Raw genomic sequence first — 24,522 nt, 5'->3', positions numbered from 1 at the left:
GGCCGTAGGGGATGTCATAGCCAGTTGATACTGATCCGATTCGACGCGCATGCGCCTCCCGGACCTGTGTCGAGGCGGCTGTGCGTGCGCCACCGAAGGAGCCGGACAGTTTCGTATTACACTTATGCGGTACGAAACGAATGAGTGGGAGTGAGCGTGCGGGTACAAGTGCATCCCCGGGTCACTAGTTGTTGCGGGGTAGGAGGTTGTTGACGGTGGTAGTGGGCGGGTAGATGGGTAGATGAACGGGCAGGTCCTTGCGGCGACAGGATGGAGGTGTCGAAGCCATCCATCACGTCGAGTCAGCCGAAAGAACCTGCCCTATGACGCACCGTAACGCCCCGCTGAACCTCGAGGGCCGTCGCCGCCTCATCGTCCGCTGCCAGGACCGCCCTATCAGCCATGTCGCCGCCGAGATGGGGATCTCCCGGGCGTGCGCCTCGAAGTGGGTGAACCGGTGGCGCCGCTACGGCGAGGCCGGCCTGCACGATCGCCCCAGCACCCCACACACGTCCCCGACAGCGACCCCGCCGCGGGTGGTCGCCACGATCGAGACGTGGCGCCGGGAGAGGAAGTGGACCGCGGCGCGGATCACGTTCGAGCTGGCCGAACGCGGCGTGCGGATCAACCGGCGGACCGTGACCCGCCACCTGACCCGGCTGGGCATCGGACGTCGCCGGTTCCTCGACCCCAACGGGGCCACGATCCGCGAGGCACAGCCGATCGTGGCTCGCTGGCCAGGACACATGCTGCACGTCGATGTGAAGAAGGTCGGTCGGATCCCCGACGGCGGCGGGTGGCGCATCCACGGCCGCGACAGCGAAGCGCACCGAGCCGTCGCACGAGCCAAGAACGACGGCGCCCGACGCGGCTACGTGTTCTTGCATTCGGCCGTGGACGGGTTCTCAAGGATGGCCTACACCGAGCACCTGCCCGATGAGAAAGGCGCGACCGCGGCCGCCTTCCTGGCCCGGGCCAAGGTCTGGTTCGCCGCGCACGGCATCGGCCACGTCCACCGGATCGTCACCGACAACGGGTCCTGCTACCGCGCCAAGGAGTTCAACCACGTCATCGGCAAGCTGACCCGGCATCAGTACACCCGGGCCTACACGCCCAGACACAACGGCAAGGTCGAGCGGTACAACCGGATCCTCGCCGAAGAAGTGCTCTACGCCCGCGCCTACTCAAGCGAGGCCGACCGCGCCACAGCCATCGCGATCTGGAACCTGCACTACAACTACCATCGACCCCACAGCGCCGCCGGAGGCCAACCCCCGGCCACTCGCGTCCACGCCACTGTCACCAACGTCCTGCCCAGCTACAACTAGTCGGCACCCCGAGGTCACTGTTTCGCAGGTGGTCCAGGCTTTCGAGAGCACATTGCGATCCCGAGCACGTGACACTCACCCGGTGCAGTGGGTGGGGGTTGGCGCAGACGCCAACGGGCGTTTACTGGAGTACATCGCGGTAGAAGACGAGCCTGATGGCTGGCTGATCTTCCACTCCATGCCGGCGACGACGAAGGTGCTCATCGAGGTTGGGCTGAGGAGGTAGCCAGATGGACCAGTACACCGATGTGAATGGCGTTCCGTTCACTGACGAAGACATCGAGCGGTGGGCCGCCGAAGCGGAATCCAAGACCGGGTACACCGGCAAGCACTTGGGTCACTCGGTGCCCGGACGCCCCATCAGCGTGGGGGCACAAGCCCGCCCGTTCACCCTGCGTCTCGATGCCGTGCGCCGAGCGAAGCTGGATGAGGTGGCCCAGGAACGTCGCATCACGCCCTCCCAGCTGATGCGTGAACTCATCGACACCCTCTAAGGAGCGATGAGTCCACTCAGGCGAGTGGACTTCGGAGCGGCCGGTACCGACCCCTTCCCTGGGGCGCGGATAGACAGGACAGTACCTATCGTCGAGTCTCTGCCCGCCGCTGGCATTCGCGTTGTCAACCCCCTGACACTTCCTTGAACATGTTGGATCCCCGGGACCGGCCACCAGCTCTGTAACCCAACGACCTGCAGTGATATGCGGAGGTGCATCACGAAGGCAGCTGACCCTGATGGTGGACCATCAGGGTCAGTAGATCAGCGCCCTTCTTCTATTTATGCAAAGAATTCAACGTTACCTGGCGCCGCTGAAGCCTCCCTCGATGCTTCAGCGGAGTGGCCCCGCTTGGCATAGAAATCGAAGGCTTGTGTCACGTCTGCTGCGGAGATAGCCAGGGGGTTCTGTCGACTCAGCTGTTGCAGGAATCCGGCGGGGGGTCAAAGGTTTTTCCTTGCTGGGCTTCTGGCGCCAGGGAGCGCGCTCGGGCGGCCATCCGGCGCGCTTGGCCACACGCTCCAGCGCAGCCACCTCGATGCTCCAGTTGTATCCGCAGTGGTCCTCGAGGTAGATGTCCTCGCCGGAAGCCCCGAACGCGGCGTTGGCTGCCGCGATCAGTGCCTTGTCCCGGTCGGAGTCGTCCAGGCTGTCCCGCAGGGCGATCTCGGCCCTGCTCCCAACGGAGCAGGGCCAACCAGTCCTTCCAGTGGCAGACCAGCCAGCCGGGCAGCACGAAATCCTCTATACCTGCGAGCTCACCCTCTCGACAGTAGACCGTCATCTGGGGGGACTTGCGGCTGGGGCGCTTGGCCGCCACCCACATCAACGCCTCGGCCTTGACGGCGGGCGTGCCGAGCGTCTTGCCCTCCCGATACGCCCAGTACGACCCGGCGTGGTACTCATCAGCTCTCACGATGTCCATTGGGCTGCGGAGCCGGCGCGCAGGGAAGTCCTCGCGCCAGAAAGGCAGCAGGGCGGGGCGGCCCGGACCGGCCGTTACGCGACGACCGAACTGAGCAGCTCCACGAGTCGGCCGAGGTGCCCGACCGGATCAGACCCGACGTGCTTGACCGAAGCCATGACCAGCGCATCTGTCGCACGACGCGCAAGCGACTGCTTCGGCTCTTTGGCGGCCACGATCTCTTCCCGCAGCTCCGCGATGCTCTCAACGAGATCAGCATGAGCACCGACCTCATCCTGGTCGAGCACCGCATCGATGATCTCGAGCGCCTTGGCTTGCTCCGCGGCGTTCAAGGTCATCACGCCTGCGACGTTCCCATGGATGTCGCCCGTGAACGCAGCACCCTGCTGGCCGTAGTTGGTGTTGAACTGCCGGTTGTCGTTCACCGAGATGGCTCCCATCTTCTGCCTATCGATGAAGTCCTCGATGGAGCCGCCGTTCCAGGCCAGCGCTCGAGCGCCCAGGCGGGTGACCTCGGCTCGTCTGAGGCGGATTCGCGAGTCGGAGATGGTCTCCCTGAGAAGGTCACCTTCGTGCATGACCTGGTAGGCATCAGCGACGACGTCTTCGCCGAATGTCTCCCCGTGCACGTCCTGGCCCGCCGCGTGCTCGAAGAACCCATCGAGGAACCTGCGTTTGTCTGACCCACGCAGCCACTCCAGGAGGCGGCGGCACAGATCGTCGAACCACAACACGCCTTCAGGCTGGTAGTCGCGCTTGATCCGCAGCGATTCCTGCCTGCCCTTCGCGGTGAACCAGGTCTCGGCGCCGCCACCCCCTCGAGCCGCCACCCGCACCAGGCCTTCACGCTCCATCAGCTGCAGCATGGGCAGGGTCTCGCGCCACGGCCACCACGGATTGAAAGCGTCCGTCGTGGTGCGGTCGGGCCCATCAGGCCAGCGAAGGAGCAAGCCCTCGATCGAGACGTCCTTGATGCGCCCGTATCCCTCGGTTGCTGACATGCCAAGGAGCGTATGCGGCGGAACCGACAACGGCAGTTCGCTTGGGTGTCCCGGGTGCTTGTGGCCTAGCAGTGGGGAGGCGGCTCCTCGCATCGACCGCCCCTGCCGAGGTACGCGCCCACCTCCTAGACAGTCCTCCGGTCCTCTAGCCGCGCCCGGAATCGGTCTGCGTCCGTTTTGCTCCCCTCCGTCGAGCAGCTGTTTTGGCCATGCAGCAGGTCGCGTGGGAAGTGAGAAGTGGGCGCTGAACAGCAACGTTTCATTCGGTTCCCACACTTCCCGCCAGTGCGCCACCTTGGCCGGGAGTCGTGCGGTCGTCCCTGCGGTCAACGCGGTGAGCAAGTCGTAGTACGAGCGTCTCGGGAATCGACATGATGAAGCCAGACGATGAGCGGGACGGACGCTGCCCCAGGCAGTATCCGCCGGACTTCTTCGCTCTCGTCATCGTGGATGAGTGCCGCCGAGGGAGCGCCGCCGAGAACTCGTCCTGGCGGTCGATCCTGCGCTACTTCTCGGACGCGGTTCAGCTCGGCTTCACGGCGACCGCGAAGCAGGTCGATACGATCGACACCTACGACTACTTCGGGGACCCGGTCTTCTCCTACTCGCTGGGTCAGGGCATCGAGCACGGCTATCTGGCGCCGTATCGGGTGCAGCGCGTGGCCCTCAGCCTGACCAGGACGGATGGAGTCCCGAGGAGGAAGAGGTCGACGTCAACGGGCTCCTCATCGAGCAGGGCGTGTACGGCACGCGAGACTTCGAGCGGAAGGTCCGACTGAAGCAGCGAACCCGGCCGGCCGTGCGGTAGCTTACGCGACGTCTCCGCGAGGAACGGTCGCGGATGATCGTGTTCTGCTACGACCAGGAACACGCCGAGGAAGTACGCCACGGGCTCGTCTCGGAGTTCCCTGACTGGACGCGCGACGATCCGGAGTGGGTCGTGCAGATCACCTTCGATGAGAAAGAGAAGGTGTGCCTCGTCCGCGACCTCAGCAACCCCGAGCGGGTCTCCCCACTCGTAGCCACTACCTCACGGCTCCTGGCGACCGGGATCGACGTCGAGGATCTCCGCTTCGTCGTGATCTTCAGGCCAGCCGGATCGCAGATCGAGTTCAAACAGATCGTCAGACGCGGGACGCGGCTGTACCCCGACAAGGGAAAGACGAGCTTCGAGATCATCGACTTCGTAGGCGCTTCCACCCACTTTGCCGACCCGGACTTCGACGGCTTCCCCGGGCAGACGACGGTCGAGACTGTGGGTGACGGCGGGGACGACTCCGGAGAGGTCATCATCGACGTGATCGCCGACGGCTCTGGTGTCATCGACGGCGACGGCGATGACACCCCTTGCACGGGTGGCGAAGAGACGGGCGAAGATGCCGATTCGTCGACCAGGACCCGCCGGGCTTCACGCCCACGAATCCCGGGGACTCCGGCGGGACACAGCCGCCGGACCATGGCGGTACCACGCCGACCCCACGCATCCGGTACGTCGTCGACCGTGGTGGCTTCGAGATCCTCGCGGAGAGCCTGCAGGCGTCTGATCGGTCGTCGGGCACTCACGTCCTCACAGACGTACAGGCTGGCCAGATCCAGCAGCTCGCGCCTGCGCCCGACGTGCTTGCGTCTTTGTGGTCGGACCGGGAACGGCGCCAGGAGGTCCTGGCCCATCTGGCAGCCAAGGGCATCGGCGTCGAGGCCCTGCGAGGGCCCGACGCTGACGGTGTCGACGTCTTCGACGTCCTCATGAACCTCGCCTGGAACCAGCCCACGCGGACACGGAGCGAGTGGGCGCGACGTGTGCGCGAACGCCACCATGCCGAGGGCTGTGAGGTCAGCTGTGGTCACCGTCGGCTCCCCCTCCGTGGTGGCGAGAAGCATCGTCGCAGTCGTCTCCGTGGTGAGGCGTGTGCACTGGTCAGGATCGTTGGCTGCGTCGACGACGGCGGCCCAGGGCGCAGGGCGCCCGGTCATGGGTGAGATGAATAGCGTTCTGGGGCGAGCCGGTGAGCGCTGGCGGGAGACAGGTTGCGCATGTTGAACTCCTCTCACGAGGGGGCACCCGTTAACGCCAGGGCACGGCGCAGCCAAAATGGCAACAGAGGGGCCCCTCGTGGGCTTTCAGGACTTGAGAAGCGGCGAGTACCGCGACTCGCGAGGAAGCCGGGCTGCAACCCGGCTTTCGTCGTGTCTGGGGGATGACGGTCTCCCAGAGTTCCACCCGACGGCGGTCTATGTCCGGTCGCGCCGACCGTGCTGTCGTGCGGCGTCGCGCGCATGCAGGCAGGCACGGCGGGGGTAGGTCTCGACCCGGTCCACGGAGCCCTCCGGCACTGCAGTTGCGATGACGAGCGGGCCAGAGGATTGATAGCGCGCCACTCGTCCGGTCGGGTTGGTCGGGTCACGTTCGACCGGCGGTCGGGTGTGCCTGTCCTAAGTCGACGATACCGGGGGCCTCCTAACCAGGGAAGATGTCTGGTTCTTAGGTGCAGCGCAGTCTCGATTTGTTCGCTCCAAGTCTCAAAATCGAGTGCTGAAGGCGCGTCGTGTCTCGTGATGTCTCGAACTCGTGAGTACGTCTCAAAATCGACCGACGCTGTCCGCGACGCGACGGAGTAAGACAGCGGACCAGGGCCAACGGGCAAAACGAGGCAGCCCGTGGCCGAGCAAAGTGAGACGAGTTGGCAGCGACCGCCTCGTTACTCGAGCCTGGATTCTCCTTCGGCAACCCTCGTTGACGGGAGCCGCGGCGCGCCTCGAACACCTCTCGCGTCACGCCCTAGAAGTCCGCTGTCAGCGGCTCACCACCCACTGACTTCCAGCGGCTCGCCGCCCATCGGTCGAAGAGCAGCGCGCTATTCTCGTCGCGGCGGGGTGGTGGTGCTGACATCGTACCGCTGATAGCCCCGTGTCTGAGGGCCTCGACCCCGCCGGGCGCCTTGCTCGCGCGGAGGATTTCGGAGTCGTCCAACGTTTGGCGAAGAGCTACCGCGCCGTCATCACGGCCACACGGACGACCCGGGTCCTCGGGGTTCAGTTATGTCGGTCTGGTGCCGATTCGGAAGGATGTCCCGTGGGTCGCGCGTCGCGGCCCGCTCCAGGAGTGGAACGAGTCGGGATTCGGCCGTCGCCGTTTCACAATGATGCAGGAGGCCACGCATGGCAGGCAGGTCCCGGGTGTTCACGAGCGAGCCGATGGCGACGAGGGCGCTGGGTGCCGAGTTCCGTCACGACCCAACCGCCGCACTGCGCCTGCTCGAGAAGGAGATGAAGCTCGACGAAGGCTCCCTGGCGGGCGACGTCGAGGTCTCCTGCGAGGCGACGGACCGCATCGACGTAGAGCTGCGCATCGTCCGTTCCGACGTCAGCGCCGTCACCGTCGGCATCGAGGCGAAGTTCGACCACGCCATCGCCGCTCACCAGACCGGCGAGTCTGGCCGGTTCGACCGCTACGTGCTCGTCGTGCTCGACCGCGACGACGCGTCCGACGTCCAAGACCGCGTGAGCGCGGTCGTCACGTGGCGGGAGTTGCTGGCGACCTTCGACGGCTCGCGGCTGACACTCAACGACGTCAACGCGATGCCCGCCGGGAAGGTGCAGGTCGAACGCCGCTTCAGAGAGGCCCTCGCGCGCCGCGCCTGGCCCGACGACTGGTCGGTCGAGGTCAAGCGGGGCAGTCGCGGTATCCCCGCCGTTCGGATCGAGGGCCCGAAGCTGCCCGACGGGCGTACCTTGCGCGGTCAGGTGCAGGTCCACGACCGGGTCGTACCGGCGGACATCGACGACGTCACCCTCGACTTCCACGTCGGCGTGGCCGTTTTCGACAATGACGATGACCTGCCCCAGGTCTCCGCGGGAATCAAGCCCGCGTGGGTCGACTACCTGTCCTCCCTGTACACCGACGTCCTTCGCCAGCGCCCCGAGGACCACGACCTCAGCCAGCACTCCGCGAAGAACGGCAACAGCGAGCGCGGCAAGAACAAGATGCCGCTCGTGCGCGAGTATCTCCCGGACACGCCCTGGCTGGCGCAGGGGTACGTCGACTGGGCCTTCGGTGTCAAGTCCCGGCCGACCCGGCTGGCCGGTGTTGACCGCCTCATGCGCGATGCGCAGCGCCTCTTCCTCGAGTGGCACGAGGTCTCGGTCGCCCGCCTCGCCGCGCACGGGTGACACGGTCCCCCGCCGTACCACAGGAGGACCGGCACGGATCATTTCCACACACTCATCGGCATTCTAGTGGGGGAGAGCACCCTGACGAAGCGGCCTGAGCGTCAGCCCCTCACTGCCGCCGCTATGGGGAATACCTGGATCGCCCCGGGAAGGGTGGAGGGCTTGATTTCCCCAGGAGGATGGAGTCATGCCTGCACCGAAGAAATATCCCGAGGAGTTGCGTGAGCGAGCGATCCGGCTCGTTCGCGACCGGATCGCTGCCGAGCCGGGTTTGCCGGTCTCGCGTGCCTGCCGGTTGACCGGTGAGCAGCTCGGGATCAACGGCGACACGCTGCGGAACTGGGTCAAACGCGAACGGGTCGACGACGCAGAGATTCCCGGCACAACGAGTACCGACGCGGCCCGGATCGCGGAGTTGGAGAAAGAGAACCGCGAGCTACGACGCGCGAATACGATTCTTCGCCAGCCGAGTGCATATTTCGCTCAGGCGGAGCTCGACCGCCGATCGTAGACGTCGACGCGTTCATCGATGATGACCGCCACGGGCACGGGGTCGAGCCGATCTGCGAGGTCCTGAAAGAGACTGGAATCGCGATCGCCCCAAGCTCCCATTACGCCCGCAAGAGCAGACCTGCCTCGGCGCGAGCCGAAAATGATGCCGCCATCGACGAACGACTGCAGGAACTGCACGAGAAGAACTTCGGCGTCTACGGGGTCCGCAAGATGTGGAAGACCTACCTGCGGACCTGGCCCGGTGAGCCGGTCGCACGATGCACCATCGAACGCCGGATGAAAGCGTTGGGCTTGGCCGGCATGCCGAACGCGCGCACCACACGGACCACCAGACCCGCGCGGGCGCAGGCCTGCCCGGCCGACCGGCTCGAGCGGGACTTCACCGCACCGGCGCCGGATCACCGGTGGGTCGCCGACATCACTTACGTCGCCACCTGGACCGGGTTCGTGTACGTGAGAACGGCATCCAGTGCCGGGTGCCCGGTGGCGTCCCGCGAGAGCACCTGCACCTCCTTGCCGTCCATCGAGATGCGGCTGGCCTCCTCAAGGTCACAGAGGGCTCCGGCCGTGACGCCCCACTGCCGTCGTGCGTCCCAGTTCTCGACCATGCCGCGGGGCCGTGCGAGAAGGATCATGACATCTTCGCAGATCAACATGGCTTCACCGTAGGAGCAGGCCTTCGGTACCGGTTCATCCCAACGGATAATTCTCCCGGCGGATCGTCACGAGACCCAACCGCGGCGGCGGCGCTCTGCGGCGACCGCGATGGCGAGCATGACCGCGGCCGTGACCGTCACCCAGAGGAGCGCGACGAACGGCGAGCCCGAGATGCCCAGGACACCCTTGATGCCGGCGGCGACATGGACGTTGGTCAGCGGAAGGAGCGCCTTGAATACGGGACCGAGACCGGGGATCAGACCGACGGCGTCCTCACCGTAGGTAGCCCAGACGACGAGGAGCACGGCCGCCGGGATGGGACGGCGCACGAGAACGGCGACGGCGACGGCGATGATCGACAGCAGAGCGGCGCCAACAGGAAGGACGACGAGCATCTGAAGCAGACGTGGCGAACTCAGCGTCGCGACGAGATCGGCGTGACCCAGGACCACGAACGTCAGCGCACCGACGAGCACGCTGAGCAAGGCCCCCACAGCCCCCGCGAGAGCAGCGGCCAGCGCGGTGCCAACGACCACGGCGCAACGGTTGGGGACGGCCGTGTACGTCCCGCCGAGGGAGTGGGAGAGGACGTCACGCAGGTACAGCCAGGCGCCGGAGACGATGATTACGAGCTGCCCGAGCAGCATGTACCCGAGGAGGAGGAAGACCGCCTGGTCGTCGTCTACACCACCGACGGCGTTGGGACGGATCGGCGCCGGCCCGAACACCATGAAGGCGACGCCGGCGATGGTCAACAGCACCGGGACGAGGACCACCCGCACCAGGATGGGGGTAAGGCCATCCTTAGCGACGAGGGTGCGCATCCAGCGGACGGTGGTTCCCCGCGACGTGGTCTCGATCGCGGTGCCGCGGGCGGCGGCTCGGTCGGTCGTGAGCATGGCGGACATGGGTCACCGGTGCTTTCTGCCCCAGGTACGCCCGGAGCTGTCGGAGAAGAGGATGAACGAGCTGGACGCGAGGGCAGCGAGGACAGCGGTGAACACGGCCAGGGGGCCGTATCCGAAGGAGTCGAGCTGCGGCATCGTGGCGGCCCACTTGCCCCGGATCCAGAAGTCGACGAGTCGGAACGGCATGCCGACGAGGCCAGCGGTGCCTGGCAGGGCCGAGGACAGCACGCGTTCGACCAGGTGGATCCACACGAGCAGACCGAGGATGATCCACGACGCGCCCCGGTAGCCGGTGAGCACGAAGAACGCGAACGAGATGGTCGTGCAGAGCACTGCCTGGACCGCGAGGCGACCGGCGGCGGTCGGCAGCATCTCCGCGGTGGGCACTCCGTGGGCGGTGGTGAGGACGAGGCCCGTCAGCATGAGCCCGGCCAAGAGCGCGGTGACGACGGCGACGACGAGCGAGGCTACCGCCTTGCCACCGAGCACCTTCGAAGCTCTCGGTCGGGCCTGCAACGCCGGCCACAGCGTGCCCTCGTAGGTGTCGGCGCCGACGACGAGCATCGGGATGATGAACCACATGATCGGCAGGACGATGCCGCTGAACGCGAGGGAGGAGTCCATCGCCTTGAGGCCGGACTGCCCGCGGACGACGATCGCTATGTCCCACAGCCCCACGAGCAGCAGGGCACCGACGGCGACGAGGAGCGGCGCCCTGTAGGCGACGACCTTGCGGAGCTCTGTGCGCAGCGTGCGCATGTCGGTCACTTCTTCACGAGGCGGGAGAAGAAGGCACCCTCCAGGTCGCCCTCGCGCTTCGCGATGGACTCGAAGTCGACGCCGGCCTCGACGAGGACGCGGGCCATGTCCCCGGCACGGGCCTCGCCGGTGACAAGGATCTCGGAGGCGCCGACATGGGTGGCCTCGAAACCACTTCCGACCAGGGCCGCCACGGCTCGGTCGGGGTCGGACACGACAGCCACCAGACCGCGGTCCACCTCGAACTCGGCGAGGCCGCCGAAGCCGACGATCGTGCCGTCGGAGATCATTGCGACGCGGTCGGCGACCGCGGCGACTTCTCCCAGGATGTGGCTGGAGAGCAGGATGCCCCGTCCCTCGTCACGAAGCTCCGCGAGGAGGCGACGCACCCATCGGATGCCCTCGGGGTCGAGACCGTTGAGCGGCTCGTCGAACACCAGGTAGGTCGGGTCGCCGAGCAGCGCCGCCGCGATCCCGAGGCGCTGACGCATGCCGAGCGAGAGCTTCGACACCTTGCGCTTGCAAGCGTGCGTGAGTCCGACGCGCTCGAGCAGCTCGGGGATGCGGGACTTGTCGAGGTCGTTGGAGACCGCCAACCAGGACAGGTAGTCCTTAGCCCGCTGCGAGCCGTTGATCCACGTGGTATCGATGAGGGACCCGATGACCCGCATGGGACGGTCGATGTCTTGGTAACGGTGACCGGAGATCAGCGCCGTTCCGCTGTCCGGACGCTCGAGGCCGAGCAGGATCCGCAGCAAGGTGGACTTGCCGGACCCGTTCGGACCGAGGAACCCGACGACCTCGCCGGGTCGCACGTCGAAGGTGACGTCCTTGAGGGCGAAGTCGCCGTAGTCGAGGCAGACCTTATCGAGCGTGATGGTCATGTCAGTTCTCCTTGTTCTGGAACGGTATCAGGGAAACTGCGTCGTAGAGACCCGGCCCGTGGAGGAGCCGGTGCGCGGTGTCGGCGACGCCCGCCCAGCCGAGACGGTAGCCGAGGACGACCGTGCGTCCGGGGGTGCCGGTCTGAAGTCCCGCTGTGCGGGTAGCGACGCCGGCGAGACGCCAGAGCTCGCGGGCCCGCCCGCGACCGTCGGGGAGGAGCCCGACTTCGTCCGCGCGGAGCAGGGCCTGGACACGACCGGCGACGCCGTGGCAGACGGAGACGTCGACTACTCCGGACTCGGAGGTCGTGACGCGCTCGGTCATCCGGCGGAGTAGGACCTCCGGCACCGGGTGCCCAGACGCGTGCAGATCAGCAAGGACGACGAGTCCACCGGCAGCCCCGGAACACCAGGCCGAGCCGTAGTCGGGCTCGTCTAAGGCGGCACGAAGGCCGTCGACGAGTCCGGCGGCGAGCGTCGAGGTGTCCTCACCTAGGACCTGGGCGGCGCGGAACCGGGCCCAGTCGACTCCGATCAGACCGTGGGCGAGATCCGACCAGGCACGCGTCCACGTGACCCGCGGGGTCCACGTGACGAGGTGGTCACGGACCCGGGCGATGCAGGCGAGCTCGGGCTGCGGCAGGCGTGCGGCGGCCAGCAGCAGTCCTGCGGTACCGACCATGAGGTCGAGCTCGGTGGACCCGATGGGGACGTGCGGGGGCTCCGGGAGATCGGCACGCCCGTGGATGAAGAGGGTGCTCGCCGGTCCGGCAAGGGCGGAGCAGCGGGTGGCGCCGAGCGGTGTCTCGACGAGCTGGAGCGCGGCCGTGGCCTGCGCCGCGAGGGCCGTGCCCGGATGGCGCGTCGAGAGCAACGCAGCGATGCCGCCGGTGTCGTGGAAGGTCATGGTCTGGTCGATCTCGTAGGTCTCCAGACCGTCGTGACCGAGATGGGAGAGCCAGGAGACTGCCTTGATGCCGTCCTCGTTGGTGCCCCTCTCCCCCGCGGCGTCAAGGAGGTGGAGGACCTCGTCGATCGTCACCTCCGGCCCCTCCGCGAACGCCGCACCGAGCATCGGGACGGGGTAGGGGCGGTCCTCGCCGGCGGCCAGCTCGTTGAGTGACGTCTCCAGCTGGAAGCGGTGGTGGGCGGCCGGACGCTCGCAGAACTCGCGCAATCCGTCTATCGCGGAATCGACGGGTGAGAGGACGAAGTAGTCTCCGCTCAGTTCCTCCCCGTCGCTGATGAGCCGGGTGGCTCCGCCGTAGCAGTGGAAGGCCGGGATGTCGAGTGTCTCAAGGTCGGCGCGCTCGCGGGCACCGACGCGTCCGTCGTCATGGTAGTCGAGATCCTTGACGAGGTGAAGGATACGCTGCCGCTCGGACGGGTCGGCGAGCGCCGAGGGGTGCACCGAGGCGTCAAGGAAGGTTCCGTAGACCTGCGTCGGGCGCAGGACGATGCGGAAGAGCGCGCTGCGCGCCGCTTCGAGGGCGGCGACGTACTCCTCGAGGTGCTCGACAAGGGCCTCTTGCGCGAGGAGGTAGCTCTCGACGATGGTGTCGAGGTGGTCGAGATGGTCAACGCGCTCCCCGTTGAGACGTACGACGTTGCCATCGAGTTCCATGGTGATCTTGGTCCGGTCCAGCCGGACGGCGTCGGTGCCGTCGTCGACGACATCGAAGGTGTCCTTCTCGGAGACCTGCGTCCACGGAACGCCGAGTGCGCTGATGAAGACGTCGAAGGCACCCTTGCGAACCCTAGCCGGGAACATGAGCGTCGCGCCGGGGCAGCGCTGCGTCGCGTGCATCATCACGCTGGTCAGGCGTCCGTCGCGAGGCATGAAACGGGCCTGCAAGATGGTCTCACTGTCGACCACGCAGGGGTACGCACCGCGTAGAATGACGTTCTCATGGTGCAGGTCGCCTGCGCCGATTGCTCCGGCGAGACCGGCGAGAAGACCGAACCGGAGGAAGTAGTCGTGGACCTGTCGGGCGTCTGTGACCCCTTCTGACGTGGCGAACTCTTGCCAGCAGCCCCGCGTACCGGCCAGCGAGCGGGGTGAGCACTTGCTCATGTCGACGCCGGAGGTGCGACCGAGCAGGGCTAGCAGCTTCTCGAGTACGAGGTCGGACTCGGGTGCGCGGGGCTTGAAGACGAGCTTCGAGCCATCGTTGCCCGTTAGGACGACGACGCTGCGTCCCCGGTGGTGGCTGTCGCCCGCACCGAAGGTCGCTTCGAGGGGGGGCGAAGTCGGTTGGCACGAGCCCAGCGCCGACGAGACGGTCACGGTCGGCGAGCCAGGTGGTCCACATCTCCTCGGCGGCCTCGCGGCGCCACCGGCCACGTCGCTCGACGAGCGAGACGGCGACCGGCCACCCGTCGATCATCCGGTTCAGGAAACCGTCGTCATCGAGCGCATCGTGGAAGCGGTGTAGCGCCTCCGAGGACGCCGCCGTGTCCGGCAGACCCAGTTCTTCACGGAACCGGTGGAACTCCTCCACAAGGATGCGGAACCACACCATCGTCACATCGGTGCGGACCACGGCGCGTAGCCCGGCGGTGATGCCTTCGGGCAGCTCGACCGTCGGGGTGGCGGCGGCCGTCGCACGGTCGGCCACGGCGTCGATGAGCGGCGCGAACGCGATCTGGATGCGCAACGGTTGACCATCGGCGACGACGGCGGGGCTGGTGAGCGGAGTGTCAATGGCGGTCATGCGGGGACTCCCTGGCGGTAGAGGAGCGAGTACGTCCCGTCGGACTCGAGAAGGTTGGCGTGAGTGCCGCGTTCGACAACGCGGCCGTCCTCGAGGACGTGGATGGTGTCGGCGCCGCGAACCGTCTCGAGACGGTGGGCGATGACGATGCGGGTGCAGCCGAGGCTGCGCAGGACACGGTTGACGCGCTGTTCGTTGATCTGGTCGAGGGCACTCGTGGCCTCGTCGAAGACGATGATTCGCGGCGAGCGCAGGAGAACGCGAGCGATCGCGAGGCGCTGACGCTGGCCACCGGAGAAGTTGGCTCCGAGGTCGGCGACCATCGTGCGGTACCCCATGGGGAGGCGGTCGATGAAGTCGAGGAAGTCGAGGTCGCGGTAGCGGCGCTCGATCTCGGCCTCGTCCAGGTCGCTGCCCATGCCGAGGTTCTCAAGGATCGTCCCATTGTGTAGCGTGACGTCCTGGGGAACGTAGCCGATCTGACGGCGCAGCGCGTCGCGGTCGTACTCGCCGAGGGCGTGCCCGCCGATCTCGATCTCTCCCTGGTCTGCCTCGAACAGGCCACAGATGATCTTCCCCAGGGTGCTCTTACCGGAGCCAGACTGACCGACGACGGCGACGAGGTCGCCCTCACCGATCGTCCTCTCGATGTCGTCGAGCACCGCATGGGGTTCGCCTGCGTAGCTGAAGGTCAGGTTCCGCAGGCGGATCTCGCCGCTGTCCAGGTCGGTGCGCGACCCGCCGACTGGCTCAGTCTCCGTGCCGAGGATGTCCTCGAGCTTCTCGAGGTAGCGGGTGCAGGTCACGACGTCGGTATAGGTGGCGAGCGTGCTAGAGACACCCGAGAACATGACCGAGGCGAGGCTGGAGACGGCCACGATCTGACCGAGGGAGACCGCGCCGGGCATCTGGATGCCGGTGAGCAGCAGGACAAGCGGAGCGAAGATCTGGAAGGCGCGGCTCACCGCCCCAACGGCCCCCATCTGCCACATCATGCGGCGGTAAAGGGCACCGAGGGACCGTTGGTAGGCCGAGCGCCACTTCTGTTCGATGTCCGTGATGTAGCCGCCCATCTTGAGCTGCGCCACGGAGGACACGGCGTCGTACTGGATGCCTCGGCTACGCATGAGGGCGTCGATCTCGTCGTCGATGGCCAGCGTCAGCGCCGGACGCGTGGCCAGGAGGAACACGACGAACAGGAGCAGCAGCCCGGAGGCGATCGCGCCGAGGACCGGCGCGACGACCCAAACGTAGACAAGGACGACGACCGTCATCCCGATGTCGAAGATGCTCGAGACGATGCGGTTTGAGAGTGCGTCGCGCACGAAGTTGACGCCGCCCAGACGTTGCATGAGCTCGCCAGGGATCCGCGTCGAGAAGAAGCTCAGCGGCAACCGCAAGAGGTGGCCGAAGGTTGACTCCATCATCGAGAGCCCGAGACCGCGAACTATGCGGGAGGTGAAAAACGTCCGCAACGCCTCCGCGCCCACGAAAACCAGCGCAACACCGATGACGGCCGCCAAGACGGCCGGCCAGCTCCACTGCAGCGGGCTGCCGTGAGTCACGGCGTCGACGAGCCTCGCGGTGGCGACGGGCAAGGACATGCTCATGGCGTATGTCGCGGCCGTGATGACGGCGACGGCGGCGAAGTCACGGCGGGGCAGCACCCGGTGCAGACCATGCAGTCGCCAGTAGTGGAACAGCTTGCGCCGGGCTGGCTCGAAGTCCTCGCCGCGACGGACCGTGATCATGACCCCGGAGTAGTCCGCTTCGAACTGTTCGCGGCTGATGCGCCGGCGGCCCACGTCGGGATCCATGATGTCGGCGTCTTTGTCGCCCAGGCGTTCGACGACGATGAAGTGGTCGTCGTGCCAGTGGGCGATGGCGGGGAGAGGCAGTTCGGCGACGCGCGCCGCCCCGGCCCGGAAGAACTTGACCTCGCAGCCGTAGGCGACGAGCAGGTCACGGATCTGGCTCCCGGTCAGGCCGTTGCGGCCGGGGTCGGCGACGGCCCGGGCCTCGTGAACGGGGACGAAGCGGCCGAGGTGCTCCAGGAGCGCGAGCGAGGCTACCAGTCCGCATTCGGTCTGCGTAGTCTGATGTCGGACGGGGACGTGGCGGGACATCAGCGCACCTCGAGCGTCGTGGGCGAGATGGACAGGGACTGGTCGATGCGCTCGGCGGCGTACAGGAGCACCCCAGCTCGACCGACCATGAGGCCGTCGTTGAGGCTGTACCGGCTGTGGGGGTCGTCGAGCTTGCGGGAAAGGGAACCTGCCTGCAGCGTGTGCTGGACCTTCTCGAGGACGTGACCCAGGTCGGGGGTCTTGTGCGTGACGAGCCAGCGCAGCATGTCGTAGTTGCCGAGGTCGCCGTGGCAGTGTGTGATGTTGTAGCCGGTCGCGTCCTCGCCGATTGCGGTAACGAGCGTGGTCAGGTCCGGCAGACCGTAGGTCCCGGGGTCGACCCCGGAGGCGGCGACGCCCATGGTCACGCCGGCGCGGCCGTGGCACCAGCCATGCGTAGCCCGGTTGTGCGTGTCGTTCGTCGACCAGTTGAGTTCGGCTGGACGCCAAAAGGATCCCAGTCGCTGCATGAGTGTCTCCGTGATCACGTCGGGCACCGGGCCGGTAGTGGCGAGGTGGAAGAGGAGGCCTGACAGACCGTGTGCGAAGCCGGACTGGGTGTTGACCTCGTAGTTCTCCAGCCCGTCCACGACAGCCGCCATGACGCGGTGGCGCAGGGGCTCCAGGTCAATCGGCGCACCGATGGTCCGCGCGACAGTGAAGAGACCTGGGACACCGGCGATGACGTCGAGGAACTTGCTGTCCCGCTCGGGGCTCGCCGCCTCAACTATCGCGGCCAGGCTCGTCGTGGCCACGTCGCACCAGTCGCTGCGTTCGAGGGTGCGGCCCGCGGTCCACAGAGCCCAGGCGACACCGGCGACGCCGGTGTAGGCGCCGCGGCCCATGGACCCTATGTTCTCGGGATCGTAGGTCTCGTCGGAGAGGATCGACGCGGTGTTGTCGAAGAGCTGGCATGCGACGAGTTCAAAGAGCGGGGAACCGAGCGCGCGGACGCCACGGGCCATCCCCAGGCCTACGCCGAGTCGGCCGGTGTATAGGTCATAGCCGAGGAAACCGGGCGGCCACGGACGGTCGGTTTCGATTGCCGCGAGAGGACCGATCCAGGTGGCTGGCAGGTGGTCGAAGCGGTCCAGCGAGACGCGGCCAGCGAGGTCCATGCCGACCTTCACGGCGAGATCGGCGAAGGTAGTCGAGTCGGGCTCGGGCGTCCCGACCTCGCGGACTGGGCCCATGCCCTCGTCCGGCACGGTCGCGCTGAACGCGCTGCGGACGAGGCGCACCTGACGAGCAAGGTCGTCCTCTCCCATGCGAGCGAGCTTGCTGTGCATCAGCTCCAGCGGGGAGGCGACGAGTTCTCCGACAACGTCTCCCTGTGCTGAGTAGACGAAGGCCGCGGCCGGGTCGACCGTGAAGTAGGGGATGTCCTGATTCAACAGCCCTTCGACCTCGGAGGCCACTATGGCGGGCGTGTTCGTGGAGTTGATGCCGACGCGGGAGCTGAGGAGGACCGCCAGTTCCGAGGAGCGGCCAGCTGGCGCGGAGGTGAGCGTGTTGAGGACCTGCATGTACAGCATCGTCGGGTTGTGCAGGTAGCGCAGGCGTGCGCCGACTAGCTGTTCACGGATCGTCGTCTCGATGAGGTGACGGTGCAGAACCAGCCGTCGTTGCCGTAGCGGTTGGACAGCGTGAAGGTGTTCGTGGAGCACGCTCCAGACACTGCGGCGTAGTCCTGCTCAGTGATCTCATCGAGGAGGGAGGCGTCGTTGGCGTCCAGCACGGACAGGTCGTTGGGCATGAGTGATGCTCCTGGTGTGAGAAGTGCAGCCCACTCAGAGGCGAGCCGGTCTCCGTTGTGGTGACATCAGGAAGGTATGGAGACACTCATCCGGGACAATCCGCCTTAGGGATCAATCTTTCGGATGAATCCGATCCGCGGCTCTCGCAGGGGACTGCCCCGCATGCGCTCAAAGCGCCTCGAACTGCGGATATCGCGCCCTCGGCTCCACGTCATCTCGCCAGCAGATCGCCCCACCGTGCCAGCTGGCTGCACGCGACGACTGGGGCGCGAGGAGGCGACCCCGCGGCTCGCGGGGTCGGCGGCGCGGCCCTCGTCACGCTCGGCAGCGGCATCGGAACGGTCCTGCTCGTGGGACGGTGCGCTCGCGCCCAACACCGAGTTCGGGCACCTCGAGATCGACGGCTTCGACGCTAGTGTGGTGAGTCGTTGATTCGTTGACAGTAGCTGGCGAGGATTTCGAGGATCGCGTCGGCAGTCTTGGTCCAGACGATGGGTTTGGGTTCTCGTTCCAGTTCTGGGTCCAGGTGACGATGTCGCGTTCGAGTTCGACGACGGAGCGGTGGGTGGAGCGCTTGAGTTTGCGGCGGGTCAGCTCGGCGAACCAGCGCTCCACGAGATTGAGCCAGGATGCCGAGGTTGGCGTGGAGTGCAGCACGATACGGGGTGCTTGAGCAGCCAGGCCTTGACGGCCGGGGCCTTGTGGGTGGCTGGGGGCACCTCCCGCTTGCGGGGAAATTGTCGAGCACCAAGTGCAGCTCGAGGTGCTTGGGGGTGGCGGAGTCAACCTCTTGAGGAAGCGCAGGAACTCCACGCTGCGGTGACGGCGATAGTTCCGGGCGATCATCGCCCCAGTGAGGATGTCCATCGCTGCGAACACCCTGGTGGTGCCGTGCCGGACGCAGTCGTGCGTGGCGCGGGCGGCGTGGTGGGCATCATGGGCAGGATCGGAGCGGCCCGGTCGAGGGCCTGGACCTGGGATTTCTCGTCCACCGCGAGCACGAGAGCGTTCTCGGGTGGGGACATGTACAGGCCGACGAGGTCGCGGACCTTGTCCACGAAGGCCGGGTCCTTGGATAGCTTCCAGGAGTCCACCGCGTGCGGGCGTGTCAGATGGTCTGTGTAAGTGGCTTGTCCGTGAAGGAGAAGGACCACGATGGATCTCATGATTGATGGGCTCGAGCCGGGTGCTGGCCCGGTCTCAGGTAGGGATGTCGCAGCGCGGTTGGCGGCCTCGGGGGCGTTGGATGAGCTGTTCGCTCAGATCGATGCCGGTGAGGTCGAGATGACCGGCTCTGAGGGGCTGATCCCGGGTCTGATCAAGGCTGCTCTGGAACGGGGGTTGCAGGCCGAGCTGACTGATCATCTGGGCTATGACAAGGGCGCCCCGGAGGCGTCGGCGTTCGCGAACTCCCGCAACGGTTCGACACCGAAGACGGTCTCTTCGCAGGTCGGGCCGGTGCAGATCGACACCCCGCGGGACCGGGCAGGGACATTCACGCCCCGCCTGGTGCCCAAGGACTCACGGCGTCTGGATGGCCTGGATGACATGATCGTGGGCCTGTACGTCGGCGGGATGACGTTGCGCGACATCTCTTACCACCTGGAATCCACGATCGGCACCGAGCTGTCCCACGAGACGATCTCCAAGATCGTCGATGAGGTCGCCGAAGAGGTCCTGGCCTGGCAGCGGCGCCCGTTGGAGACGTTCTACCCGGTCATTTACCTGGATGCGATCACGGTCAAGGTCCGCGACGGTGCGCACGTGACGAACAAGGCCGCCCATATCGCGGTCGGGGTCGACATGGAGGGCGTCAAGCACGTCCTGGGCATCTGGATCCAAACCCACGAGGGTGCGAAGTTCTGGGCCGGGGTGTGCGCCGAGCTGGCCAATCGCGGCATCCGCGACGTGCTCATCGTCTGCTGTGACGGGCTCACCGGGTTCCCCGAGGCCATCGAAGCCACCTGGTCGCACTCGACGGTCCAGACGTGCGTGGTGCACTTGATCCGCGCGGCGATGAGGTTCGTGTCCTACGGCGACCGTAAAGCCGTCGCTGCCGCGCTCAAACCGGTCTACACCGCCGCGGACGCTGACGCCGCGGCCGAAGCGCTGAGCGATTTCGAGCGTTCCCCACTGGGGCAGCGTTACCAGCACACGGTCGCGACCTGGCGCGCGGCGCGGGAGCGGTTCATTGGATCGTCCCGGGTTCAGCGGAGAGCGGGTTGTGCCGATCCGGCGGGTGCCGGGGCGGGGGCGTGTACAGCGTAGAACAGGTCTTTGTACTCGATGGGTGGGATGTCGCCGCAGTGTGAGTGAAGACGGTCGTTGTTGTACCAGTCGACCCACTCCATGGTGGCGAGCTCGACGGCGTCCAGACCGCTCCAGGGCCCTCGTTTCCAGATGAGTTCCTTCTTGTAGAGCTTGTTCAACGCCTCGGCGGCGGCATTGTCGTAGGAATCACCGGTCGATCCGACCGAGGGTTCGATTCCGGACTCGAGGAGTCGCTCGGTGTACCGAATGGAGACGTATTGACAGCCGCGGTCCGAATGGTGCACGAGGCGCGAAAGATCCCGCTCGAGCCGGTCGGCCGGGCAGGCCTGCGCCCGCGCGGGTCTGGTGGTCCGTGTGGTGCGCGCGTTCGGCATGCCGGCCAAGCCCAACGCTTTCATCCGGCGTTCGATGGTGCATCGTGCGACCGGCTCACCGGGCCAGGTCCGCAGGTAGGTCTTCCACATCTTGCGGACCCCGTAGACGCCGAAGTTCTTCTCGTGCAGTTCCTGCAGTCGTTCGTCGATGGCGGCATCATTTTCGGCTCGCGCCGAGGCAGGTCTGCTCTTGCGGGCGTAATGGGAGCTTGGGGCGATCGCGATTCCAGTCTCTTTCAGGACCTCGCAGATCGGCTCGACCCCGTGCCCGTGGCGGTCATCATCGATGAACGCGTCGACGTCTACGATCGGCGGTCGAGCTCCGCCTGAGCGAAATATGCACTCGCCTGGCGAAGAATCGTATTCGCGCGTCGTAGCTCGCGGTTCTCTTTCTCCAACTCCGCGATCCGGGCCGCGTCGGTACTCGTTGTGCCGGGAATCTCTGCGTCGTCGACCCGTTCGCGTTTGACCCAGTTCCGCAGCGTGTCGCCGTTGATCCCGAGCTGCTCACCGGTCAACCGGCAGGCACGCGAGACCGGCAAACCCGGCTCGGCAGCGATCCGGTCGCGAACGAGCCGGATCGCTCGCTCACGCAACTCCTCGGGATATTTCTTCGGTGCAGGCATGACTCCATCCTCCTGGGGAAATCAAGCCCTCCACCCTTCCCGGGGCGATCCACTTTCAAACGCCAGAGACACGATTTATCCCGTCGTCAACAAGTACCGCCCGAAATGCGGCACCGTGAACGCGATCCGCCCGCGTTCCCCCGAATAGATCAGTCCTTTCTTCATCAGGCCGTCTCGCGCCGGGGAGAGCGACTGCGGTTTACGGCTCAGATGGTCGGCGACCCGTGAGGTCGGCACCGATGCCGAATCGTCGAGTTCTTCGCCGTCGGCGCGCATGGCTTCGGCGACATCGGCCATCGCCCGCAGATATTCGCGCTCTCCCGGGGTGGCCCGTTCGTACCGTGACCCGAAGAAACCGACGGCGAGTTCTTCCTCGGCCTCCGGGGCGGCGACCGCCACGTCGGCTGCGGTCACCGGGCTCTGCGGCGCCGCATCCCAGGCGACCTTCCCGTAGGCCTGGATGAAGTAGGGGTAACCGCCGGTGGCAACATACATCGCGTCCAGGGCGTCCGGCGCGAACTCGGCGTCCTCGTCCCGGGCCGGTACTTGCAGAGCGGCCTCGGCGGCCGCCCGGTCGAGGCGGTCGATCCGCGAATAACGGAACAACCGTTCGGAGTACGACTTCGATGCGGAGAGCACCGCCGGCAGATGGGGCAGCCCGGCACCGACGGCGATCACCGGCAGCGTGTTCTGCGAAATCTCGTGGAAGGCCGCACACAGCGCCGACACGTCGTCAGGCCGCAGGTCCTGCATCTCGTCGATGAACAGGGCCACCCCTTTACCGACGTCCTGGGCCAGGCCGCCGACATCGGTGAGCAGTTCGACCAGGTCGATCTCGATGTCCCCCGAGTCGGCGCGTCCGGCGACGGCGGGGACGTCGATGCCCGGCTGCCAACGCTCCCGCAGCTTCGCCGTGGGCGCGGCATCCCGTAGGGCGAAAGCCTTCAGCACGCCGAGCACATGGTCGACCTCGTCGCCGCTGGGATGCCCGAGCTCCCGCACCGCGACGTGCAGGGCCGCGCTCATCGGACGGCGTAGGGTCTGATCCGGGCGGGCCTCGAACTTGCCCGTCCCCCACCCGGCCCGCACCGCTGAACTGCGCAGGGTGTTCAACAGCACGGTCTTGCCGACGCCGCGCAGACCGGTCAGCACGACCGACCGTTCCGGCCGTCCTTTGGCGACCCGTTCCAGGACGACGTCGAACGTACGGAGTTGTTCGTCCCGTCCGGCCAGTTCAGGGGGCCGTTGACCGGCGCCGGGCGCATAAGGATTACGGATCGGATCCACGATCGGACACTATTCGCATCTCTAGCTTTTCCGGCAGAGACACGCAGAAGAACCGATCGACGGCCCCGACAACGGCAACGGCCCCGACACCCAGGTCAGCGCACCTCGGGTGCCCCCGGCCCGCTGTGCGCGAGCGGACGATTACCCCGCGCCCACGCCCTCATCCCGCCGTCCAGACTGACCGCGTCGAAACCGGCCTCCGCCAGGAAAGCCACCGCCCGGGAGGCCACCACCCCATCGACGCAGCAGATCACGACCCGGCCCTCCTCAGGCAGCTCGTCGAGCCGACCCTCCAACTCGCCGAGAGGGATACAGATCGAACAAGGGGCATGACCGAGCTCCCACTCGTGGAACTCCCGCACATCGACCAAGCAGACGTCGTCGGCGAGCTCGGCGTGACCGACGGTGGGCGCTCCGGGCTGCGGCTGCGCCGGGATCTTCGTCATGAACGACATGATGCCTCGTCCACCGCCACCTGAGAGCCCATGAAAGCACCTCTGTGGCAGGTGGATCGACGAACGGCCCCGCGGGAAGACCGATCCCGCCCCAGACTCAGCCCTTCGGCGCGCGCCGAGCCAGCACCCGCTGCAATTTCACCAATAGCCCGTACCCGTCGCCGGCGCGGACCACCGGCACCTGGCTGTGCACCACCCGCGGGCCCAGTTCCTCGTTGGACACCGGGATGCCGTGGCTCAGTACCTGCTCGGCAGGCGTCAGTTCACGGATCGCGATGGCCCGCACCACGTCTGGCCGGTCGCGGGCGAAGGAGTTGTAGATCATCGGGTCGTGTTGGCCGTCGTCACCGACCAAGATCCACTGGATATCGGGGAATTCCCGGGCCAGGCGGTGCAGGTTCTCCCGTTTGTGTTCCTGCCCGGAGCGGAACCATCCGGTGTTCGTCGGCCCCCAGTCGGTGAGGAGCAGCGGGCCGAGGGGGTAGCCGTGCCGCTTCAGGAAGCGTGTCAGCGTCGGGGCGGTGTTCCACGCCCCGGTCGACAGGTAGAAGATCGGTGCTCCAGGGTGTTCCGCCAGCAGGTCGCGGTACATCGGCGCCATCCCGGGCACGATGTGCCGGGCCTGTTCGTGCCGGACGAAGGTGTTCCACGCGGCGATGAACATGCGCGGCAGCACGGTGATCATCACGGTGTCGTCGATGTCGCTGACCAGACCGTACCGGACGTTCTCGCCGACGATCATCACCGGGACGCTCTGGGCTTTTCCGTCCTCGGGGGTGATGGTCACCTCGTGCCAGCCGGCGTCCAGGCCGTGGTCGAGGACGGTGACGTCGACGTACCCGCTGCGGTCGGTCTGCGTGTACACGGTACGTTCACCGACATCGACCCGTACGCCGACCCCGGTGGCCTGGGCGGTGACGAAGGCTCGCCATCCGCGCAGTTCACGTGGCGGTTTCAGCATCGTCTGCCCGTGCTCGTCGGCCCGGATCTCGGTGCGGTCGAGCGCGTGCCGGGAGAGCACCACTCGGGAGAGGACCCGCAGGAAGGCGGGTGAGCCATAACCGGCGTGGGCGATGACTCGCGGTTTCCACCCGCAGACCTGCAGGACTCCGTTGACCTGGCCGTGCCAGGCGTCCTCGACGACTGCGGCGATATGGGGGCGAGCCATATGCGCAAACCTAGCAGGGCTTCTCGAGAGCAGGGCGCCTCGGCAGCAAGGTGACCGACCTGACCTGATCCGGATGTGAATCAGAGCCCATCTCCTTGAGCCTCA

General features: G+C 66.6%; 22 protein-coding genes, 6 pseudogenes and 2 other annotated features. Of the genes and pseudogenes, 9 read left to right on the top strand and 19 right to left on the bottom strand.

The annotated features are described in order from the left end of the window. The first annotated feature begins 323 nt into the window (after positions 1-323). Positions 324-1,328: an IS481 family transposase gene (locus DX923_RS00750; RefSeq protein WP_116111972.1), complete on the top strand. Its 1,005-nt coding sequence runs from the start codon at positions 324-326 to the stop codon at positions 1,326-1,328. A gap of 75 nt (positions 1,329-1,403) precedes the next feature. Here the strand turns inward: DX923_RS00750 and DX923_RS16895 are convergent, their stop codons facing one another. Next, positions 1,404-1,532, bottom strand: coding sequence for a hypothetical protein (locus DX923_RS16895; RefSeq protein ID WP_275895839.1), 129 nt, complete (start codon positions 1,530-1,532; stop codon positions 1,404-1,406). A 26-nt stretch (positions 1,533-1,558) separates the two neighbouring features. Between DX923_RS16895 and DX923_RS00740 the strand changes: the two genes are divergently transcribed. Continuing rightward, a complete protein-coding gene (locus tag DX923_RS00740; RefSeq protein ID WP_116111968.1) occupies positions 1,559-1,822 on the top strand; it encodes a CopG family transcriptional regulator in 264 nt (87 codons plus the stop codon). Between the two features lie 415 nt (positions 1,823-2,237). On the opposite strand, the gene DX923_RS16020 is transcribed toward DX923_RS00740, so the two are convergent. Together DX923_RS16020 and DX923_RS00735 are read right to left on the bottom strand one after the other, a co-directional pair. Continuing rightward, positions 2,238-2,738 carry a hypothetical protein gene (locus tag DX923_RS16020; protein ID WP_162872683.1) on the bottom strand — a complete coding sequence of 167 codons (501 nt, stop codon included), beginning with the start codon at positions 2,736-2,738 and terminating at the stop codon, positions 2,238-2,240. Between the two features lie 83 nt (positions 2,739-2,821). Continuing rightward, complete coding sequence (locus DX923_RS00735) at positions 2,822-3,748, bottom strand: hypothetical protein (RefSeq protein ID WP_116111966.1); 927 nt, start codon at positions 3,746-3,748, stop codon at positions 2,822-2,824. 371 nt (positions 3,749-4,119) lie between these two features. Between DX923_RS00735 and DX923_RS00730 the strand changes: the two genes are divergently transcribed. Further along, positions 4,120-4,527 (top strand): DEAD/DEAH box helicase family protein, encoded by a 408-nt coding sequence (locus tag DX923_RS00730; RefSeq protein ID WP_116111965.1) that lies wholly within the window; start codon positions 4,120-4,122, stop codon positions 4,525-4,527. A 251-nt stretch (positions 4,528-4,778) separates the two neighbouring features. Here the strand turns inward: DX923_RS00730 and DX923_RS17085 are convergent, their stop codons facing one another. Next, complete coding sequence (locus DX923_RS17085) at positions 4,779-4,952, bottom strand: hypothetical protein (protein WP_430732286.1); 174 nt, start codon at positions 4,950-4,952, stop codon at positions 4,779-4,781. Positions 4,953-5,365: 413 nt separating this feature from the next. Here DX923_RS17085 and DX923_RS17080 point away from each other — a divergent pair, with 413 nt between their 5' ends. From DX923_RS17080 to DX923_RS17075, 4 genes and pseudogenes are all read left to right on the top strand, one after another. Continuing rightward, on the top strand, positions 5,366-5,728 hold the full coding sequence (locus tag DX923_RS17080) for a type I restriction-modification enzyme R subunit C-terminal domain-containing protein (protein ID WP_430732296.1): 363 nt from the start codon (positions 5,366-5,368) through the stop codon (positions 5,726-5,728). Between the two features lie 1,179 nt (positions 5,729-6,907). Then, on the top strand, positions 6,908-7,918 hold the full coding sequence (locus tag DX923_RS00720) for a hypothetical protein (protein WP_116111961.1): 1,011 nt from the start codon (positions 6,908-6,910) through the stop codon (positions 7,916-7,918). Between the two features lie 187 nt (positions 7,919-8,105). Beyond that, complete coding sequence (locus DX923_RS16535; RefSeq protein ID WP_116111960.1) at positions 8,106-8,429, top strand: transposase; 324 nt, start codon at positions 8,106-8,108, stop codon at positions 8,427-8,429. After that, positions 8,390-8,521 (top strand) — a sequence feature (AL1L pseudoknot). Its footprint overlaps the gene before it by 40 nt. Next, positions 8,393-8,671 (top strand): annotated as a pseudogene (locus DX923_RS17075) (IS3 family transposase); the annotation flags it as partial. Its footprint overlaps the feature before it by 129 nt. The gene DX923_RS16535 and the pseudogene DX923_RS17075, both read left to right, overlap by 37 nt. A 182-nt stretch (positions 8,672-8,853) precedes the next feature. Here the strand turns inward: DX923_RS17075 and DX923_RS00705 are convergent. The 5 genes from DX923_RS00705 to DX923_RS00685 all read right to left on the bottom strand — a co-directional run bounded on the left by DX923_RS00705 (position 8,854) and on the right by DX923_RS00685 (position 13,926). Further along, positions 8,854-9,087: a GPP34 family phosphoprotein gene (locus DX923_RS00705; protein WP_116111958.1), complete on the bottom strand. Its 234-nt coding sequence runs from the start codon at positions 9,085-9,087 to the stop codon at positions 8,854-8,856. 66 nt (positions 9,088-9,153) lie between these two features. Next, entirely contained in the window at positions 9,154-9,996 is an 843-nt protein-coding gene (locus DX923_RS00700) for a hypothetical protein (protein WP_116111957.1), read from the bottom strand. Between the two features lie 3 nt (positions 9,997-9,999). Continuing rightward, the gene (locus DX923_RS00695; protein WP_162872682.1) at positions 10,000-10,755 is read right to left on the bottom strand and encodes a hypothetical protein; all 756 of its coding nucleotides are present in this window, start codon (positions 10,753-10,755) and stop codon (positions 10,000-10,002) included. Between the two features lie 5 nt (positions 10,756-10,760). Continuing rightward, a complete protein-coding gene (locus DX923_RS00690; protein WP_116111953.1) occupies positions 10,761-11,639 on the bottom strand; it encodes an ATP-binding cassette domain-containing protein in 879 nt (292 codons plus the stop codon). 1 nt (position 11,640) lies between these two features. After that, complete coding sequence (locus DX923_RS00685; RefSeq protein ID WP_162872681.1) at positions 11,641-13,926, bottom strand: DUF4135 domain-containing protein; 2,286 nt, start codon at positions 13,924-13,926, stop codon at positions 11,641-11,643. A gap of 167 nt (positions 13,927-14,093) precedes the next feature. On the opposite strand from DX923_RS00685, the gene DX923_RS16015 reads away from it, so the two are divergent. Further along, a complete protein-coding gene (locus DX923_RS16015; protein WP_162872680.1) occupies positions 14,094-14,303 on the top strand; it encodes a hypothetical protein in 210 nt (69 codons plus the stop codon). A 46-nt stretch (positions 14,304-14,349) separates the two neighbouring features. Here DX923_RS16015 and DX923_RS00680 read toward each other — a convergent pair whose 3' ends face one another. The 4 genes and pseudogenes from DX923_RS00680 to DX923_RS00665 all read right to left on the bottom strand — a co-directional run. Further along, entirely contained in the window at positions 14,350-16,479 is a 2,130-nt protein-coding gene (locus DX923_RS00680) for a peptidase domain-containing ABC transporter (RefSeq protein ID WP_116111950.1), read from the bottom strand. Continuing rightward, entirely contained in the window at positions 16,479-18,014 is a 1,536-nt protein-coding gene (locus tag DX923_RS00675) for a lanthionine synthetase LanC family protein (protein ID WP_430732295.1), read from the bottom strand. The genes DX923_RS00680 and DX923_RS00675 overlap by 1 nt, the downstream gene beginning before the upstream one ends. Positions 18,015-18,049: 35 nt before the next feature. Beyond that, the gene (locus DX923_RS17070; protein WP_116116068.1) at positions 18,050-18,235 is read right to left on the bottom strand and encodes a plantaricin C family lantibiotic; all 186 of its coding nucleotides are present in this window, start codon (positions 18,233-18,235) and stop codon (positions 18,050-18,052) included. A gap of 413 nt (positions 18,236-18,648) precedes the next feature. After that, positions 18,649-19,339 (bottom strand): annotated as a pseudogene (locus DX923_RS00665) (IS630 family transposase); the annotation flags it as partial. Between the two features lie 52 nt (positions 19,340-19,391). On the opposite strand from DX923_RS00665, the pseudogene DX923_RS00655 reads away from it, so the two are divergent. Further along, a pseudogene (locus DX923_RS00655) lies at positions 19,392-20,429 on the top strand (IS256 family transposase); the annotation flags it as partial. A 14-nt stretch (positions 20,430-20,443) separates the two neighbouring features. Here DX923_RS00655 and DX923_RS17065 read toward each other — a convergent pair. The 6 genes and pseudogenes from DX923_RS17065 to DX923_RS00635 form a co-directional block, all read right to left on the bottom strand. Continuing rightward, a pseudogene (locus tag DX923_RS17065) lies at positions 20,444-20,794 on the bottom strand (integrase core domain-containing protein); the annotation flags it as partial. A gap of 147 nt (positions 20,795-20,941) precedes the next feature. Then, positions 20,942-21,010 (bottom strand): annotated as a pseudogene (locus tag DX923_RS17060) (hypothetical protein); the annotation flags it as partial. An 81-nt stretch (positions 21,011-21,091) separates the two neighbouring features. Continuing rightward, positions 21,092-21,223 (bottom strand) — a sequence feature (AL1L pseudoknot). An 80-nt stretch (positions 21,224-21,303) separates the two neighbouring features. After that, positions 21,304-21,507 (bottom strand): annotated as a pseudogene (locus DX923_RS17055) (transposase); the annotation flags it as partial. Between the two features lie 75 nt (positions 21,508-21,582). Next, complete coding sequence (locus tag DX923_RS00645; protein ID WP_116111943.1) at positions 21,583-22,794, bottom strand: ATP-binding protein; 1,212 nt, start codon at positions 22,792-22,794, stop codon at positions 21,583-21,585. Between the two features lie 95 nt (positions 22,795-22,889). Beyond that, a complete protein-coding gene (locus DX923_RS00640) occupies positions 22,890-23,240 on the bottom strand; it encodes a rhodanese-like domain-containing protein (RefSeq protein ID WP_116116067.1) in 351 nt (116 codons plus the stop codon). A 106-nt stretch (positions 23,241-23,346) separates the two neighbouring features. Continuing rightward, a complete protein-coding gene (locus tag DX923_RS00635; protein WP_116111942.1) occupies positions 23,347-24,417 on the bottom strand; it encodes an App1 family protein in 1,071 nt (356 codons plus the stop codon). Between the last annotated feature and the right edge of the window lie 105 nt (positions 24,418-24,522).

The organism is Austwickia chelonae, assembly GCF_003391095.1.
Classification (GTDB): domain Bacteria; phylum Actinomycetota; class Actinomycetes; order Actinomycetales; family Dermatophilaceae; genus Austwickia; species Austwickia chelonae_A.
Note: the sequence above shows the minus strand (reverse complement) of the source record. Positions and strands in the feature narration are given on the sequence as shown.